We start from the raw sequence: 15,850 nt of genomic DNA, 5'->3' as shown, positions 1-15,850 counted from the left end.
ACTCGCGAGGTGGAACGTGCCCGGCATGATAACGGATGCGCAGGAATAATTGGCCCGAAACAAACGTAGGAGCGGGTTTACCCGCGAAGCGCCGCGCGGGCGGCGCTCGATCTCCCAGACGCAACACATGTCACGTCAAACCCTCTTCAACTGCTACACCTGTCCTGACGACCACCCGCCGACTCAGACCCTGAACGCTCGCACCGCCCGGTTCAGCTCACCGCCCAGGCTCAGCAGCTGTTCACCCTGTTCACGCCCCTCGCCAATGCGCTGCAGGTTGTCTTCACCCAGTTCGTGAATCCGCTCGCTGTGGTCACGAATCTCGCTCACCGCGCCACTCTGCTGTGCCGTGACATCGGCAATCCGCACCGCTGTATCGGAAATGGTGCGAATGGCACAGACAATCTCATCCAGCGCCCCATCCGCCGCCTGGGCTTGGTTGGCCGTGGCCTCGGCATGCTCCAGTTGCGCGCGCATCCCTGCCACCGAACTTCTGGCGGCCTGCTGCAGGCGGTCGATCAACGCCTGGATCTCGCCGGTAGCCCCCGTGGTGCGCTGAGCCAGTGAGCGCACCTCATCGGCGACCACGGCAAAGCCACGGCCCATCTCGCCGGCACGGGCCGCTTCGATCGCGGCATTCAGTGCCAGCAGGTTGGTCTGCTCGGCAATCGAGCGGATCACCGTCAGTACCCCGCCAATGGTGGCCGACTCTTCCGCCAATTGTTCGATCATGCGGGCGTTGCCTTGCACTTCATCGACCAGTTCACGCAAGCCCGACAGGCTCTGGCCGATTACCGCCTGGCCTTGTTCAACCGCACGCCCGGCATCTCGGCTGGCCTCGGCGGCTGCGCTGGCATCACCAGCCACTTGTTGAATGGTCGCTTCCAGCTCGCCCAAGGCATCGCGGATCTGCCCTGTATCGCCGGCCTGTCGCTCGGCGCCGCCGTGCAGCGCAGCGCTCATGCCGGCCAGGGCATGGCTGCTGCCGGCCACCTGCTCGGCGTTATGACGGATGGTGCCGACCAGCTCCACCAGGTACTGACGCAGGCGGTTGAGCGACTCCTGGATGTCGTGCAGTTCGCGGTTGGTCTTGCCCAGGGCGATGGCTTGGGCGAAGTCGCCCTCGGCCCAGCGGGACAGGGCCGGGGCGAGTCCGGTCAGGGTACGGGCCAGGCGCCGTTGCAGCGTATCGATCAATAGGGCGATCAGCAGGATCAGGCCGATCATCAGGCCTTGGATGATGCGCACCTCGGCAGCGATTTTCGCATGCTGGCCGCGTACTTCGGGTTCCAGCGCGGCGATGGCCTGTTGTACGGCTTCCAGGCGCTGGCCGGTGGTGGCAGCCAGTTCGGCGCGGCGCTCAATCTGTTCACGGGTGCGTTGCAGTTCGGCCGGGTAGCGGTTGAGCAGGCTTTGCAATTCACGCTTGAGGCCCACGGCAATGTCTTCCTGCTGGGCGCTGCTCTGGGATTCCAGGCCCATCATCGCCGCGAAGTCGTCGGCTCCGGATTCGGCCGTGCGGGTTACGCCGAGCAGTGGCAGGCCGTCGACCGTCTGGGCCTGGGCGCGGATCAGTTGCAGCTCGCGCTCGACCTCGTCGGCCAGCTCTGGGCGGCCGCTGCTGACCAGCTTGTCGCGAGCCAATGACAGCCGCCCCAGATGCAGGGTGGCGTCGAGCAAGGGCAGCAAGTAGCGATTGGCCTCGGCGTTGCCACTGTCGCGGGCGTAGCTGGCCATCTGCTTGAAGTTCGCCCCCAGCTCCCGCTCGGCTTGCAGCAGCAGGGCTTGTGGGTCGCCGGCCAGCTTGCCGGCGGCCAGCAGTTCGTTGGCGGTGAAGGCCTGCAGGCTATCCAGGCTGGGGCGCAACTTCTCGGCCAGCTCTACCGGCCAGTCCGTCAGTGCGGCCTGCAACTGTTGGTTCGCCTCCATGGCGGCGGCCTGGCGCAGGGCGTCGCCGCTGCCCAGGTAAGCCTGGATATTGCGCGCCGCCTGGTTCTGGAACTGCTGGGACAGGCCCAGATAGCGCTCCATCAGCTGGTAGGGGCGCTCGAGGGCGCGCTGTGACCACCACAGGGTGGCGCCCAAGGCGATACACACGGTCACCAGCAACAGCGTGTTGAAATTGGTCAGCCACTTCAGGCGCATAGCCGCGAACTTCCTGCGCAGGGGAGAGGTAGGCGCCTGAAGTTATTGCGATTTTGTGACGGGGTGATGACGCCAGGGGCTTGGTGTCATAAAAAAAGTGGCACAGTGCCTCCGTTGGTGTGGCCGGCACTGGCCTCTTCGCGGGCTTGCCCGCTCCCACAGGTTTACCTCCAGATTTGAGGTGTGTGAAATGCCTGGGGAAGCGGGCGAGTCTGTGAAGAAGCCGGCACAGAGAGTGCGAATTTCAGGGCTCTACACGAACGACGCAATTGCGCCCCGCATGCTTGGCCCGGTACAGCGCCTCGTCCGCTGCACTGGCCATGGTCAGTGCATCCAGCCCCTCATCCAGTTGCACCACCCCGGCACTGAAGGTGCACTGCAAATCCCGCGGCTGCGCCGGGTAGAGAATTTCGGCAAAGCGCCGGCGAATTTCGTCCAGTACCTTGTGTGCGGCATCCAGCGCGGTATTGGGCATGACGATGGCGAACTCCTCGCCACCGTAGCGGCCAATGAAGTCGGTCTTGCGCAAACGCTGCTTGAGGAATAGGGCAAGGCTCTTGATCACTCGGTCGCCCATGGGGTGGCCGTGGCGGTCGTTGATCTTCTTGAAGTGGTCGATGTCGAGCATGGCAAAGCTCAACGGCTGCTGCTCACGGCGGGCGCGGAAGCTGCAGTCTTCCAGCAGCTGCAGGATATGGGTGTGGTTGTACAGCCCGGTCAGGCTGTCGCGGACCATGCGCGCCTTCAAATGGCGGGCGCGGGCGGCGCGGTTGCGCACGGTAGTGATCAGGTGGCGTGAACGAAACGGCTTGGTCAAAAAGTCATCACCGCCTTCGCTCATGGCATCCAGTTGTTTGTCCAGGTCGTCCTCGGCAGACAGGTAGATGATCGGCACACTCACATAACGGTCACTGTGGCGGATTACCTTGGCCAGCTCCGGGCCGGTGCAGGCCGGCATGTACAGGTCGAGGATGATCAGGTCGGGCTGGAAGTCGGCAAGCTCGGCCATGGTGCGGATCGGGTCGGTCAGGCTGCGGGTGAGCATGCCGGCGCCGGCCAGTACACGCTCGGTGTACATGGCCTGTGTGCGCGAATCGTCGATGATCAGCACGCGCAACGGGTCGTGCGGGGCGGTGTTGGTCAGCAGTTCGACCTTTTCCAGCAAGCTGGAAGCTTCCAGGCTGCCGGTGAGAAAGTCCTGACCGCCGGCGCGCACTGCGGCAAGGCGGGTAGGGGTGTCGGCTTCGTGATGGCTGAAGAACAGCAACGGAATGGAGCGTGCCAGGCCCTGCTGCACCTGAGCGGCCAGCAGCAAGCCCAGGCCGGCGCCGGTGAAGTCGACATCCATGATGATGGCCGACGGCGGGTACTCGCTGATCGAGGCGAGAAACGCTGCGGCGCTGGGCAACGCCTGCACCACCAGACCAAAGAATTCCAGTTGCTGGGCCAGGCGCTGGGCGCGCTCGTGGTCCTGCAGCAGGATGTACACCGGTTTGCGCACGGGCAGCAGCAGTTGGTCGAGCGGGTCGTCCTTGCGCAGGCCGTTACGCGTCAACTGTTGGACGGGGCACTGCGGGCTCGGCTCGACTGCTTGGCTCATGTCCTGGCTACTTATAGGTTGGGATGTGCAGGGGCAATGATGGCTCTATGCTAGCAGCTCTTTTCACGTGCGTGAGTGCCCTGCGTCAACAAAGCGGGCAGAACGAATATTCAGTTGCTGACTGAATGGTCGCTTATGCGTACGGTGGTGTCTGCTTTATAGTGCAGCCATTCGGGCTTCCCGTGGCACGCTAGCGCAGGCCTGTGGTCAAAGCCCCTGAACCGTCGTGACTGATAAGGACAAAGCCATGCTGGACTGGAAAAACCGCGAGGCCAAAGCCGAGCCCCGTGAGCGTGTCGACGGGCGCGGCGCTGCCGCCCGTAGCTACCTTGGCGGCCTTTGGAGCCGTGCCCTGGGGACCCTGATCGGGTTGTACCTGCTGGTGTGTATCGGCCTGGGCTGGTACTGGAGCCAGGAGCCTGCTCTGTTCCCGGTGCAGCAAAACGCCCAGGCCGCAGCCGAACGTACTGGCCAGCAGATGGTGGTGGGCTATACCACCGTCGAAACCCTCAAGACCGTGGCCGGCACCTTGCTGAACAAGCCGGGCGGCTACATTTCCAACGACCGCTTCCCGCCAGGGCTGTGGATGGACAACATGCCAAGCTGGGAATATGGCGTGCTGGTCCAGGTCCGCGACCTGTCCCGTGCCCTGCGTAAAGACTTCGCCCGTTCGCAGTCGCAGTCCACCGAAGACGCCGACCTGGCCAAGGCCGAGCCGCGCTTCAACTTCGACAACAAGAGCTGGATCCTGCCATCGAGCGAGTCGGAGTTCGAAGAGGGCATCAAGTCGCTGACCCGCTACCAGACCCGTCTGGCTGCCGGCGACAAGGGCGCTATCTTCTATACCCGCGCCGACAACCTGAACAACTGGCTGGGTGACGTCGCCACCCGCCTGGGCTCGCTGTCGCAGCGCCTGTCGGCCAGCGTTGGCCGGGTCAAGCTCAACACCACGCTGAAGACCGAGTCGGTCGTTGCCGGCCAGGCGCCGCAGGTGGATGAGGAGCTGGTGGAAACCCCATGGCTGCAGATCGACAACGTGTTCTATGAAGCCCGTGGCCAAGCCTGGGCGCTGTCGCACCTGCTGCGTGCCATCGAGGTGGACTTCGCCGACGTGCTGGCGAAGAAGAATGCCACCGTCAGCGTGCGTCAGATCATCCGTGAGCTGGAGGCCTCGCAAGAGCCGCTGTGGAGCCCGATGGTGCTCAACGGCAGTGGCTTCGGCATGTGGGCCAACCACTCGTTGGTCATGGCCAACTATATTTCCCGGGCCAACGCTGCGGTTATCGATCTGCGTCAGCTGCTGTCGCAGGGTTGATGATGGCTATCAGCCCAACCGAGGCCGCCCATCGGGCGGCTTCCGACCGCGAGCTGGTCACCTGGGTGGACGAAACCGACCAGGTACTGGGCGCCTTGCCCCGTGCCGAGCTGCGCGAGCGTGGCCTGATTGGTCGCTGCACGTTCATTCTGCTGTTCAACAGTGCCGGTGAATTGTGTGTACACCGGCGTACCTTGAGCAAGGCGCTGTACCCCGGGTATTGGGATGTGGCGGCGGGCGGCATGGTCACGGCTGGGGAAGCGTATGCCGAGTCGGCCGCGCGCGAGCTGGCCGAAGAGCTGGGCATCGAGGGCGCCGAGCTGCGCTTTCACGAGCGGTTCTATTTCGACCAGCCGGATAACCGCTTGTGGTGCGCGGTGTATTCGGCGGTGTCGGATGCGCCGTTGCGGTTGCAGCCGGAAGAGGTTATTGAAGCGCGCTTCATCGGTCTGGAACAGGCTGAGCAGGAAAGCCTGAGCAAGCCTTATTGCCCGGACTCGTTGGCGGCGTTGCAGCGCTACAAGGCCACTTTGTAGGCTCGGGTTTGCCAGCGAAATACCGGCCCAGACACCCGTTTCGCAGGGCAAGGGCTTTGCCCTTGTTCGCGGGTAAACCCGCTCCTACACAACCGGCGTATTTATCGTTACACTGCGCGCCCTTTTCGGGCTGCCGCAATTCTTGCAGCAGTAGCGCCGCCCCTGCCAGAGTGGGGCTTCGCGGTCGGCCTCAACCCCAAGGCACGACCAGTTTTTGTCCTCAGCACCGAGGAACAAAAGTGGCCAAGAAAGCTTCTTCCTTTTCCGCCCTTGGCGGTCTCGTGTACTCCACCGACGCCGGTCGGCACTGCCCCGACTGTGGCCAGCCGGTGGACGCCTGCACCTGCAAGCAGCAAATCATCCCCGAAGGCGACGGCATTGCCCGCGTGCGCCGCGAAAGCAAAGGCCGTGGCGGCAAGACCGTGACCACTGTCACCGGCGTGCCGCTGCCGCCCGACCAGCTCAAAGAGCTGGCGACCACGCTCAAGCGCCGCTGCGGTACCGGCGGCGCCTTGAAGGACGGGGTTATCGAGATCCAGGGCGACCATGTCGAGCTGTTGATCGGCGAGCTGACCAAACAGGGTTTCAAGGCGAAAAAGTCCGGCGGCTGAGGCCATCGCGCGATTTTTTGCCCAGCGCTTTCTAAACTCGTTCCCGTGGTCAGAGTCTATGCCTGAGCACGGATGAATCGTCATTTTCAGCTTTTACACTCGCCCCGCTGCCTGCGGGCAGTGTCTTCGACTTATCTATAGGGGACTTGAATGTCCGTACGACGCACACGCAAAGACGATGGTAGCCAATGGACCGTGGCCGACAGCCGCAGTGTTTATGGTATCCGCCATTGGGGCGCTGGCTATTTCGCCATCAATGAAGCCGGGCGCGTCGAAGTACGCCCCAACGGCCCTCAAAGCGCTCCGATCGACCTGTTCGAACAGGTCGACGAACTGCGCCAGAGCGGCTTGTCGCTGCCCTTGCTGGTGCGCTTCCCTGACATTTTGCAGGACCGTGTGCGCCAGCTGACCGGTGCCTTCGACGCCAACATCGCGCGCCTGGAATACCAGAGCCAGTACACCGCGCTGTACCCGATCAAGGTCAACCAGCAGGAAGCGGTGGTGGAAAACATCATCGCCACGCAAAACGTTTCCATCGGCCTGGAAGCCGGCTCCAAACCCGAGTTGCTGGCAGTGCTGGCGCTGGCGCCGAAGGGCGGTACCATCGTCTGCAACGGCTACAAGGACCGTGAGTTCATTCGCCTGGCGCTGATGGGTCAGAAGCTTGGCCACAATGTGTTCATCGTCATCGAGAAAGAGTCGGAAGTGGCCCTGGTGATCGAAGAGGCCGCCGAGCTCAAGGTGAAACCACAGGTTGGCCTGCGCGTTCGCCTGTCGTCGTTGGCCTCGAGCAAGTGGGCCGACACCGGTGGCGAGAAGTCCAAGTTCGGTTTGTCCGCCGCCCAGTTGCTTTCGGTGGTGCAGCGCTTCCGCGATGCGGGCCTGGATCAGGGCATCCGCCTGCTGCACTTCCACATGGGTTCGCAGATTGCCAACCTGGCCGACTACCAGCACGGTTTCAAGGAAGCCATCCGTTATTACGGCGAACTGCGTGCGCTGGGCCTGCCGGTCGACCACATCGACGTGGGTGGCGGCCTGGGTGTGGACTACGACGGTACCCACTCGCGCAATGCCAGCTCGATCAACTACGACATGGACGACTACGCCGGCGTGGTGGTGGGCATGCTCAAGGAGTTCTGCGACGCGCAGGGCTTGCCGCACCCGCACATCTTCTCCGAGAGTGGCCGTTCGCTGACCGCGCACCACGCCATGCTGGTGATCCAGGTAACCGACGTCGAGAAACACAACGACGACGTACCGACCATCGAGAACAAGGAAGCCCTGCCCGAGACCGTGCAGTGGCTGGTCGACCTGCTTGGCCCGACCGACATCGAGATGGTCACCGAGACCTACTGGCGCGCCACCCACTACATGGGTGATGTGGCCGCGCAGTACGCCGATGGCAAGCTGAGCCTGGGCGAGAAGGCCCTGGCCGAGCAGTGCTATTTCGCCGTGTGCCGCCGCCTGCACAACTCGCTGAAAGCCCGCCAGCGCTCGCACCGCCAGGTGCTGGACGAGCTGAACGACAAGCTGGCCGACAAGTACATCTGCAACTTCTCGGTGTTCCAGAGCCTGCCAGACACCTGGGCCATCGGCCAGGTCCTGCCGATCATCCCGCTGCACCGCCTGGACGAAGAGCCGATGCGGCGTGCGGTATTGCAGGACCTGACTTGCGATTCCGACGGCAAGATCAACCAGTACGTTGACGAGCAGAGCATCGAAACCAGCATGCCGGTGCATGCGGTGAAGGAGGGTGAGGATTACCTGCTGGGCGTGTTCCTGGTGGGTGCCTACCAGGAAATCCTGGGTGACATGCACAACCTGTTCGGTGACACCGATTCGGTGAACATCTACCAGAATGCCGACGGCAGCGTGTACCACGCCGGTATCGAAACCCACGACACCATCGAAGACATGCTGCGCTACGTGCACCTGTCGCCGGAAGAGTTGATGACGCATTACCGCGACAAGGTTGCCAGCGCCAAGATCACTGCGCGTGAGCGGACCCAGTATCTGGATGCCTTGCGCCTGGGCTTGACCCGGTCTTCGTACCTGTCCTCCTGAAATGCAAAGGGGCCGTTGCGCGGCCCCTTTGACTATCACTCTCGGTGAGACGTCGCGGTGAGTTCGATTGTAATAGGCAATACTGCGCCACCCTCTTCGAGAAGAGTGGTACTCGAATAGCTGTAGACCTGCTCCTCAGTCCGCGCCGTTATTTTCAGGCCCTCCACGTGCAGCACGGCGCCCGATTGTCGAGTGACCAGGAAAGGCGTCAGCCTTTCAAGGCCCTTCAAGACCTGATCATCGTGCTGTTGTTTTTCAGCCACAAAGTACAAGTAGATCAGCGGCACTGTCGCCCCACCAGCATCGCTGAGCACCTCATAAATGGCACTCTGCTTGCCAATTGGAGTTTCAGAAACAATCTTGGTCAACACAGGCCTTGCATCTCTGGAGAAGATCCATAGGGTTTGACCGAGGATAAGCAGAAGCAGGCAAGCAATCAGCCATCTAATACCCGTATGACTTGGCATATTCGATCCCTTTCTTGATCCATTCCTGATCCTCGGGGTCGTCGCCATAAGGGGAACTGCCCCACCATGATCCAAGTGCTGAATTACTGGTCCCCGCGCGGCTCTGTGCCCATCCCGCCCCCCCTCAACAGGAATTCCTCCGAAAGGCCAGCAGCAGTTCCAGTTGCGCCATAATTGAAATTACCTAAAGCCTCATATTGCCTTCCCTGTTGCTTGTAATCCCACTCGCCTCGATTACGAACCTTCGAATAGAACCACGACACTAGAAAAGCACTGCCGCCATTTTTAAAGTAGTTACGCTCTTTGCTTGCAGCGTGCATGTTGCTAAGTACTGAGACACCTGATGGCGCGGCTGGAGGGTACATGATGGCTCCTTGCTCATAGGCCGTTGGTGTGAGCCCCCTCCATGGGTTCTGCTTTTATCGGCCAGAGGCTTGGAAGCAGTCAATCGAGCATATTTTTCATATTGTGTTTCCGGGCCCTGTGACCCACTTGCCCTCCAGTTTCAGTTTCCATCCAACCCACCCCAACGTCACCGCCCGCAACCCCATGAACCCAAGAAACGCCATCCACAACCCATGGTTGCCCAACCCGCTCATGGCCACTGCCACCGGCAGCGCAATCAACACCGAAACCAGCATTGCATTTCGCATTTCCCGCGCCCGGGTCGCGCCGATGAACAAGCCATCCAGCAAGTAACTCCACACCGCGATCAGCGGCAGCAACGCCAGGTAGGGCAAATACGGATAAGCCGCCGCCCGCACACTGTCGATGTCGGTCTGCAAGTCGATGAACAGGTGCCCACCCAGCAGGAACAGCCCGGCAAAGCCCAGGCTGGTGATCAGTGACCAAGCACAAGCGACCACCAGCGAGCGGCGCAAGGTGTCGCGGTCACGGGCACCAATGGCATGGCCGCACAAGGCCTCCACCGCATGGGCCAGCCCATCCAGCGCATAGGCCGTCAGCAGCAGGCCATTGAGCAACAGGGCGTTGGCCGCCACGGTCGCTTCGCCCAGGCGTGCGCCTTGCACGGTAATCAGCAGGAACACCAGTTGCAGCGCCAGGCTACGCAGGAAGATGTCGCGGTTCACCGCCAGCAGTGGCCTCCAGGCCTGCCAGCGCTTGAGCGCTGCCCACACGATCTGCCCCGGGTAGGCCCGCAGGGCCGGGCGGGTCAGGGCCAGGCCGAGCAGGGCGGCAGTCCATTCGGCAATCACCGACGCCCGCGCCGAGCCCAGTACACCCCAGTCCAGGCCCAGCACGAACCACAGGTTCAAGGCGATGTTCAGCAGGTTGGTGGTCAGCAGGATGGCCAGTGGAGCCCTGGCGTTCTGCGTGCCGAGGAACCAGCCGACCAGCGCGTAACTGGCCAGCGCCGCAGGCAGGCCAAGCAGGCGGGTGTGGAAGAAGTCTTCGGTGGATTGCTGCAGGGCTGCGCTGGGTTGCATCGCATGGAGTGCCAGCTGGCTGAAGGGCAGGGCCAGCAGGCCGATCAACAGGGCGAAGCCGACCGCCAGCAGCAGCCCTTGCACCAGGACCTGGCGTAGCGCTGCACCGTCGCCCCGGCCGGCGGCCTGAGCAGCGAAGCCGGTGGAACCCATGCGCAGGAAGCCCATCAGGCCGACCATGAAGGTGAACAAGGTGGCGCCCACAGCTACCGCGCCCAGTTGGTGGGCGTGCGGGAGATGACCGATGACCGTGCTGTCGACCAGCGCCACCAGCGGTACCGAGATGTTGGACAGGATCATCGGCGCGGCCAACGCCCAGACCTTGCGGTGGGTGGGGCGGTGGCGCCAGTCGGCAGCGAGTTGGGGCATGTGCATTCCATGAGATTTTGGGGCCGCTGTGTGCCCCTTCGCGGGCTTCCGCCCCCACAGGAAAGTGTTGCTCTGGTGGCCGGCGCCAAACCCGTGGGAGCGGGCGAGCCCGCGAAGGGGCGCAACGCGGCCCCCTTTTAACGAATGGCCACAGTGTACCGACCAGGCAACCATTTAGCGCGACCATGGTCTGACCTGGCGCGCAACGCCGGGTGCTGCACCTGACGTTGCGCTATAGTTGCTGCCCTCACGTACACGCTGCCCAAGAGTTCCTATCTCATGTTCAACAAAGGATTGTTGCTGGCCTGCGCGCTGGCGTTGCTCAGTGCCTGTGACTCTTCCACGCCGGGTAAACCAGCACCGGTCGAGAAGTCAGTGGCACCCGCGCCCGCCGAAGCCTCCGCCCCCAAGCGTGAGGACCCGACCGTGCTCGCCAAGCGCTACGAGGGCCGCGAACTCACGGTGCTGGACGTATCGGAAGTGCAGCTCGATGGCGCGGCAACGCTGTCGATCAGCTTCTCCGTACCGCTGGATGCCAAGCAGGACTTCACCACCAAGGTGCACCTGGTAGACACCGTCAAAGGCAAGCTCGACGGTGCCTGGGAACTCTCCGACAACCAGATGGAGCTGCGCTTGCGCCACCTGGAGCCGCAGCGCAAGCTGGTGCTGACCGTCGACAAGGGCCTGCTGGCAGTCAACGGCAAGCAGCTGGACAGCGAGTCGATCACCCGCCTGGAAACCCGCGACATGCAGCCGACCATCGGCTTTGCCAGCCGCGGCTCTTTGCTGCCTACGCGCCTGGCCGAAGGCCTGCCGGTGATTGCCCTGAACGTCGACAAAGTGGATGTCGAGTTCTTCCGCGTCAAGCCAGACATGCTCTCGACCTTCCTGGCCAACTGGGGACGCAACAGCAGCCTGTACTACTACCAGTCCAAGGAAACCCTGGACATGGCCGAGCTGGTCTACAGCGGCCGCTTCGATCTAAACCCGGCGCGCAACACGCGCGAGACCGTGTTGCTGCCGATTGCCGGCATCAAGCCGTTGCAGGCGCCAGGCGTGTACCTGGCAGTGATGCGCGCCTCGGGTACCTACGATTATTCTCAGCCGGCAACCCTGTTCACCCTTAGCGACATCGGCGTGTCGGCCCACCGCTACCGCGATCGCATCGACGTGTTTGCTCAAGCCCTGGAAGGCGGCAAGGCGCTGAGCGGCGTCAACCTGGAAATCCATGACGAAAAGGGCAAGCTGCTGGCCCAGGCCACCAGCGATGGCAAGGGGCATGCCCAGCTGCCGATCACGCCCAAGGCCGATACCCTGATTGCCACCCAGGGCGTGCATACCACGCTGCTGCGCCTGAACACCGCAGCCCTGGACCTGGCCGAATTCGACATCACCGGGCCTCAGGCCAACCCGCTGCAGTTCTTCATCTTCGGCCCGCGTGACCTGTACCGCCCGGGTGAGACGGTGCTGCTCAACGGCCTGCTGCGCGACCAGGACGGCAAGCCGGTCAAAGCCCAGCCGGTGAGCGTGGAAGTGCGTCGCCCGGATGAACAGGTGAGCCGCAAGTTCGTCTGGGAAGCCGACAGCAATGGCTTGTACCAATACCAGTTGCAACTGGCCACCGAGGCCCCGACTGGCCGTTGGCAACTGCTGCTCGACCTGGGTGGCGGGCGCAAGCAGGTCTATGAATTCCTCGTTGAAGACTTCCTGCCCGAGCGCCTGGCGCTGGAGCTCAAGGGCAGCAGCACACCGCTTTCGCCGGATGAAGATGCGCGTATCCAGGTCAATGGCCGTTACCTCTATGGTGCGCCGGCCGCCGGCAACCGCCTGAGCGGTCAGGCCTATGTACGCCCGCTGCGCGAGGCCGTACCGGCGTTGCCTGGCTACCAGTTCGGCTCGGTCACCGAAACCGATCTGAACCAGGACCTGGAACTGGACGAAGTCACCCTTGACCAGGCCGGCAAGGCGGTGGTCGATATCGAAAGCCGTTGGGCCGAGGCCCGCTCTCCGCTGCAACTTACCGTGCAGGCCAGTCTGCAGGAGTCGGGTGGCCGGCCGATCACCCGGCGCCTGGAGCAGCCTATCTGGCCTGCTGAGCGCCTGCCGGGCCTGCGAGGCCTGTTCGAAGGTGAGGAAACTGATAGCAACGGGCCGGTGGAATTCGAGTTCCTGGTGGCCGACCGCGACGGTAACAAACTGGCGGCCGACGCGCTCAAGGTGCGCCTTGTTCGCGAACGCCGCGATTACTACTGGAATTACTCGCAAAGCGACGGCTGGAGCTACGCCTACAACGAGAAGTTCCTGACCCAGAACGAAGAGACGATCAGCGTCAAGGCAGGTTCCACCGCCAAGCTCAGCTTCCAGGTTGAATGGGGCCCGTACCGCGTCGAAGTCGAAGACCCGCAGACCGGTCTGGTATCCAGTGAGCGCTTCTGGGCCGGCTATCGTGCCCAGGACAACGCTGAGGGCGGCGCGGTACGGCCGGACCAGGTCAAGCTGGCGCTGGACAAACCCTCCTACGCCGATGGCTCTACCGCCAAGGTCACCGTCACTCCGCCCGCTGCGGGCAGCGGTTACCTGATGATCGAGTCCAGCGATGGCCCGCTGTGGTGGCAGGAGATCGATGTGCCCGCCGAGGGCAAGACCTTTGACGTGCAACTGGACAAGGCCTGGGCCCGTCACGACCTGTACATCAGCGCGTTGGTTATCCGCCCTGGTGAGCGCAAGGCCAATGCCACGCCCAAGCGCGCCGTGGGCGTGCTGCACCTGCCGCTGGACCGCGCCGAGCGCAAGCTTGCGCTGAGCCTGCAGGCACCGGAAAAAATGCGCCCGAAACAGCCGTTGACAGTGAAGGTAAAGGCCGCCAACGCTGATGGCAGTGTGCCCAAGCAGGTGCATGTGCTGTTGTCGGCGGTGGACGTGGGCATCCTCAACATCACCGATTTCAAAACTCCCGACCCGTTCGCCAGCCTGTTCGGGCGCAAGGCCTATGGTGCCGATCAACTGGACATCTACGGCCAGTTGATAGAGGCCGGCCAAGGCCGCCTGGCCAGCTTGGCGTTCGGTGGTGACGCAGCGATGGCCAAGGGGGGCAAGCGCCCCAACACTACGGTAACCATCGTCGCCCAGCAGAGCCTGCCGGTGACACTGGACGACAAGGGTGAGGGCCAGGCCACGGTCGACATCCCCGACTTCAACGGTGAACTGCGGCTGATGGCCCAGGCCTGGACCGAAGAGCACTTCGGCATGGCCGAAGGCAAGACCGTGGTCGCCGCGCCGTTGATTGCCGAGCTTTCGGCCCCGCGCTTCCTGGCCGGTGGCGACCGTACCAGCCTGGCACTGGACCTGGCCAACCTGTCCGGCCGCGCCCAGCAACTGAGCGTCGAAATCACCACGGATGGGCAACTGAGCCTGGCGGCCAACGCCGTGCAGAGCATTAACCTGGCCGAAGGGCAGCGCTCGACGCTGATGATTCCGGTGCAGGCCCAGGGAGGCCTGGGGCAGGGCAAGGTGCATGTCCGGGTGACGGGCCTGCAACTGCCGAACGAGCCGGTCAAGGCGTTCGAACGTGAGTGGACGCTGGGCGTGCGCCCGGCCTACCCGGCAATGCTCAAGCACTACCGCGTGGCCTTGAAGGACCAGCCGTGGACCCTGCCCGAAGCAGACCTGGCCGCCTTCGAGCCCGCTGGCCTGGAAGCCAGCCTGGCCTTGTCGAGCCGGCCGCCGCTGAACCTTGCCGAGCAGATTCGCGCGCTGCAAGCCTACCCCTACGGCTGCCTCGAACAGACCACCAGTGGCCTGTACCCCTCGCTGTACGCCGATGCCGACAGCCTCAAGCGCCTGGGCATCAAGGGCGAGCCGGCGGATGTGCGCAAGCGCAAGATCGAAATGGGCATCGAGCACTTGCTGGGGATGCAGCGCTACAACGGCAGCTTTGGCCTGTGGAGTTCGGACAGTGAGGAAGAGTACTGGTTGACCGCCTATGTGACCGACTTCCTGCTGCGTGCCCGTGACCAAGGTTACGGCGTGCCCGCCGAGGCACTGAAGAAGGCCAGTGAGCGCCTGCTGCGTTACCTGCAGGAGCGCAACCTGATCGAAGTCGACTACAGCGAAAATGCCGACCATACGCGCTTTGCCGTGCAGGCCTATGCGGCGCTGGTGCTGTCGCGCAGCCAGCAGGCGCCGTTGGGTGCCCTGCGCGGGCTGTTCGAACGTCGCGCCGATGCCCGCTCCGGTCTGCCGCTGGTACAACTGGCAGTGGCGCTGGACAAAATGGGCGACAAACCGCGTGCCGAGCAAGCCTTGCAGGCGGGCCTGGGCATCAGCCGTGGCAAAGGCTGGCTGGCCGATTACGGCAGCGCCCTGCGTGACCAGGCGCTGATCCTGGCGCTGCTGCAGGAAAGCAACCTGGCCAGCAGCCAGGTCGATCAGCGCCTGTTCGCCTTGTCGGATGAACTGGCAGCCAACCGTTGGCTGTCGACCCAAGAGCGCAATGCACTGTTCCTCGCTGGCCGTGGCCTGCTGGGCAAGCCGGAAGGCCAGTGGCAGGCACGCCTGGACAGCGCGGGTGAAGTGCGCGAGTTGAACAATGCCGACGCCGGTATGAAGCTGGAAGGTCCGTTACTGGCCTCGCCACTGAGCGTGCAGAATGAAGGCAACGAGACGCTGTACCAGCAGCTGACCTTGTCGGGCTACCCACGGCAGGCGCCTGCTGCTGGCGGCAACGGCCTGCAGATTCGCAGAGAGTACCTGGGTATGAATGGCCAGCCGCTGGACCTGCACAACCTGCGCAGTGGCGACCTTGTGCTCGTGCACCTGGCGCTCAAGGCTGAGGACCGCGTGCCGGATGCGTTGGTGGTGGACCTGCTGCCGGCAGGCCTGGAGCTGGAAAACCAGAACCTGGCTCAAAGCGCCGCCAGCCTGGACAACGCCAGCAGTGCAGTGAAGGCGTGGCGCGAGTCGATGCAGAACGCCAGCGTGGTGCATCAGGAGTACCGTGATGACCGTTATGTTGCCGCGCTCAAGCTTGACGGCTATGGCACCACCCACCTGCTGTACCTGGCGCGAGCAGTGACCCCGGGCACTTATCGCGTGCCGCCGCCGCAGGTCGAATCGATGTACCGGCCGAACCTGCAGGCCGTGGGCGATGGGCAAGGGGAGATGACCGTGAAAGCCCGCTAGAGACCCGCTCTACGCGGACAATGTGGGAGCGGCCTTGCGTCGCGATCGGGCCGCAAAGCGGCCCCGACAATTCAAGCGGCGAAGCTGAAATCCTGGGGCTGCTGTGCAGCCCTA

Annotated in this window: 10 protein-coding genes; 5 read left to right on the top strand and 5 right to left on the bottom strand. The window is 63.3% G+C overall.

Annotated features, from left to right (window positions below):
* Positions 1-183 precede the first annotated feature (183 nt).
* Together N5D53_RS07660 and N5D53_RS07655 are read right to left on the bottom strand one after the other, a co-directional pair.
* On the bottom strand, positions 184-2,145 hold the full coding sequence (locus N5D53_RS07660) for a methyl-accepting chemotaxis protein (RefSeq protein WP_190869732.1): 1,962 nt from the start codon (positions 2,143-2,145) through the stop codon (positions 184-186).
* A 244-nt stretch (positions 2,146-2,389) separates the two neighbouring features.
* A complete protein-coding gene (locus N5D53_RS07655) occupies positions 2,390-3,745 on the bottom strand; it encodes a diguanylate cyclase (protein ID WP_010951837.1) in 1,356 nt (451 codons plus the stop codon).
* Positions 3,746-3,992: 247 nt separating this feature from the next.
* Here N5D53_RS07655 and N5D53_RS07650 point away from each other — a divergent pair, with 247 nt between their 5' ends.
* From N5D53_RS07650 to speA, 4 genes are all read left to right on the top strand, one after another.
* The gene (locus N5D53_RS07650) at positions 3,993-5,060 is read left to right on the top strand and encodes a DUF2333 family protein (RefSeq protein WP_003255321.1); all 1,068 of its coding nucleotides are present in this window, start codon (positions 3,993-3,995) and stop codon (positions 5,058-5,060) included.
* A gap of 2 nt (positions 5,061-5,062) precedes the next feature.
* Positions 5,063-5,596 (top strand): NUDIX hydrolase, encoded by a 534-nt coding sequence (locus N5D53_RS07645; protein WP_003255319.1) that lies wholly within the window; start codon positions 5,063-5,065, stop codon positions 5,594-5,596.
* A 239-nt stretch (positions 5,597-5,835) separates the two neighbouring features.
* Positions 5,836-6,207 carry a translation initiation factor Sui1 gene (locus N5D53_RS07640; RefSeq protein WP_003255318.1) on the top strand — a complete coding sequence of 124 codons (372 nt, stop codon included), beginning with the start codon at positions 5,836-5,838 and terminating at the stop codon, positions 6,205-6,207.
* Between the two features lie 150 nt (positions 6,208-6,357).
* Positions 6,358-8,271: an arginine decarboxylase gene (gene speA, locus N5D53_RS07635; RefSeq protein ID WP_010951840.1), complete on the top strand. Its 1,914-nt coding sequence runs from the start codon at positions 6,358-6,360 to the stop codon at positions 8,269-8,271.
* A 35-nt stretch (positions 8,272-8,306) separates the two neighbouring features.
* On the opposite strand, the gene N5D53_RS07630 is transcribed toward speA, so the two are convergent.
* The 3 genes from N5D53_RS07630 to N5D53_RS07620 form a co-directional block, all read right to left on the bottom strand.
* The gene (locus N5D53_RS07630) at positions 8,307-8,738 is read right to left on the bottom strand and encodes a hypothetical protein (protein WP_021783966.1); all 432 of its coding nucleotides are present in this window, start codon (positions 8,736-8,738) and stop codon (positions 8,307-8,309) included.
* An 83-nt stretch (positions 8,739-8,821) separates the two neighbouring features.
* Positions 8,822-9,103: a polymorphic toxin type 44 domain-containing protein gene (locus N5D53_RS07625; protein ID WP_223843567.1), complete on the bottom strand. Its 282-nt coding sequence runs from the start codon at positions 9,101-9,103 to the stop codon at positions 8,822-8,824.
* Positions 9,104-9,199: 96 nt separating this feature from the next.
* Positions 9,200-10,555, bottom strand: a complete 1,356-nt coding sequence (locus N5D53_RS07620; RefSeq protein WP_190869731.1) for an MATE family efflux transporter — start codon at positions 10,553-10,555, stop codon at positions 9,200-9,202.
* Positions 10,556-10,834: 279 nt separating this feature from the next.
* Between N5D53_RS07620 and N5D53_RS07615 the strand changes: the two genes are divergently transcribed.
* On the top strand, positions 10,835-15,736 hold the full coding sequence (locus tag N5D53_RS07615) for an alpha-2-macroglobulin (RefSeq protein WP_266023398.1): 4,902 nt from the start codon (positions 10,835-10,837) through the stop codon (positions 15,734-15,736).
* Positions 15,737-15,850 lie beyond the last annotated feature (114 nt).

Origin of the sequence: Pseudomonas sp. GD03862 (genome assembly GCF_029840855.1) — a bacterium.
GTDB lineage: Bacteria > Pseudomonadota > Gammaproteobacteria > Pseudomonadales > Pseudomonadaceae > Aquipseudomonas > Aquipseudomonas alloputida.
Note: the sequence above shows the minus strand (reverse complement) of the source record. Positions and strands in the feature narration are given on the sequence as shown.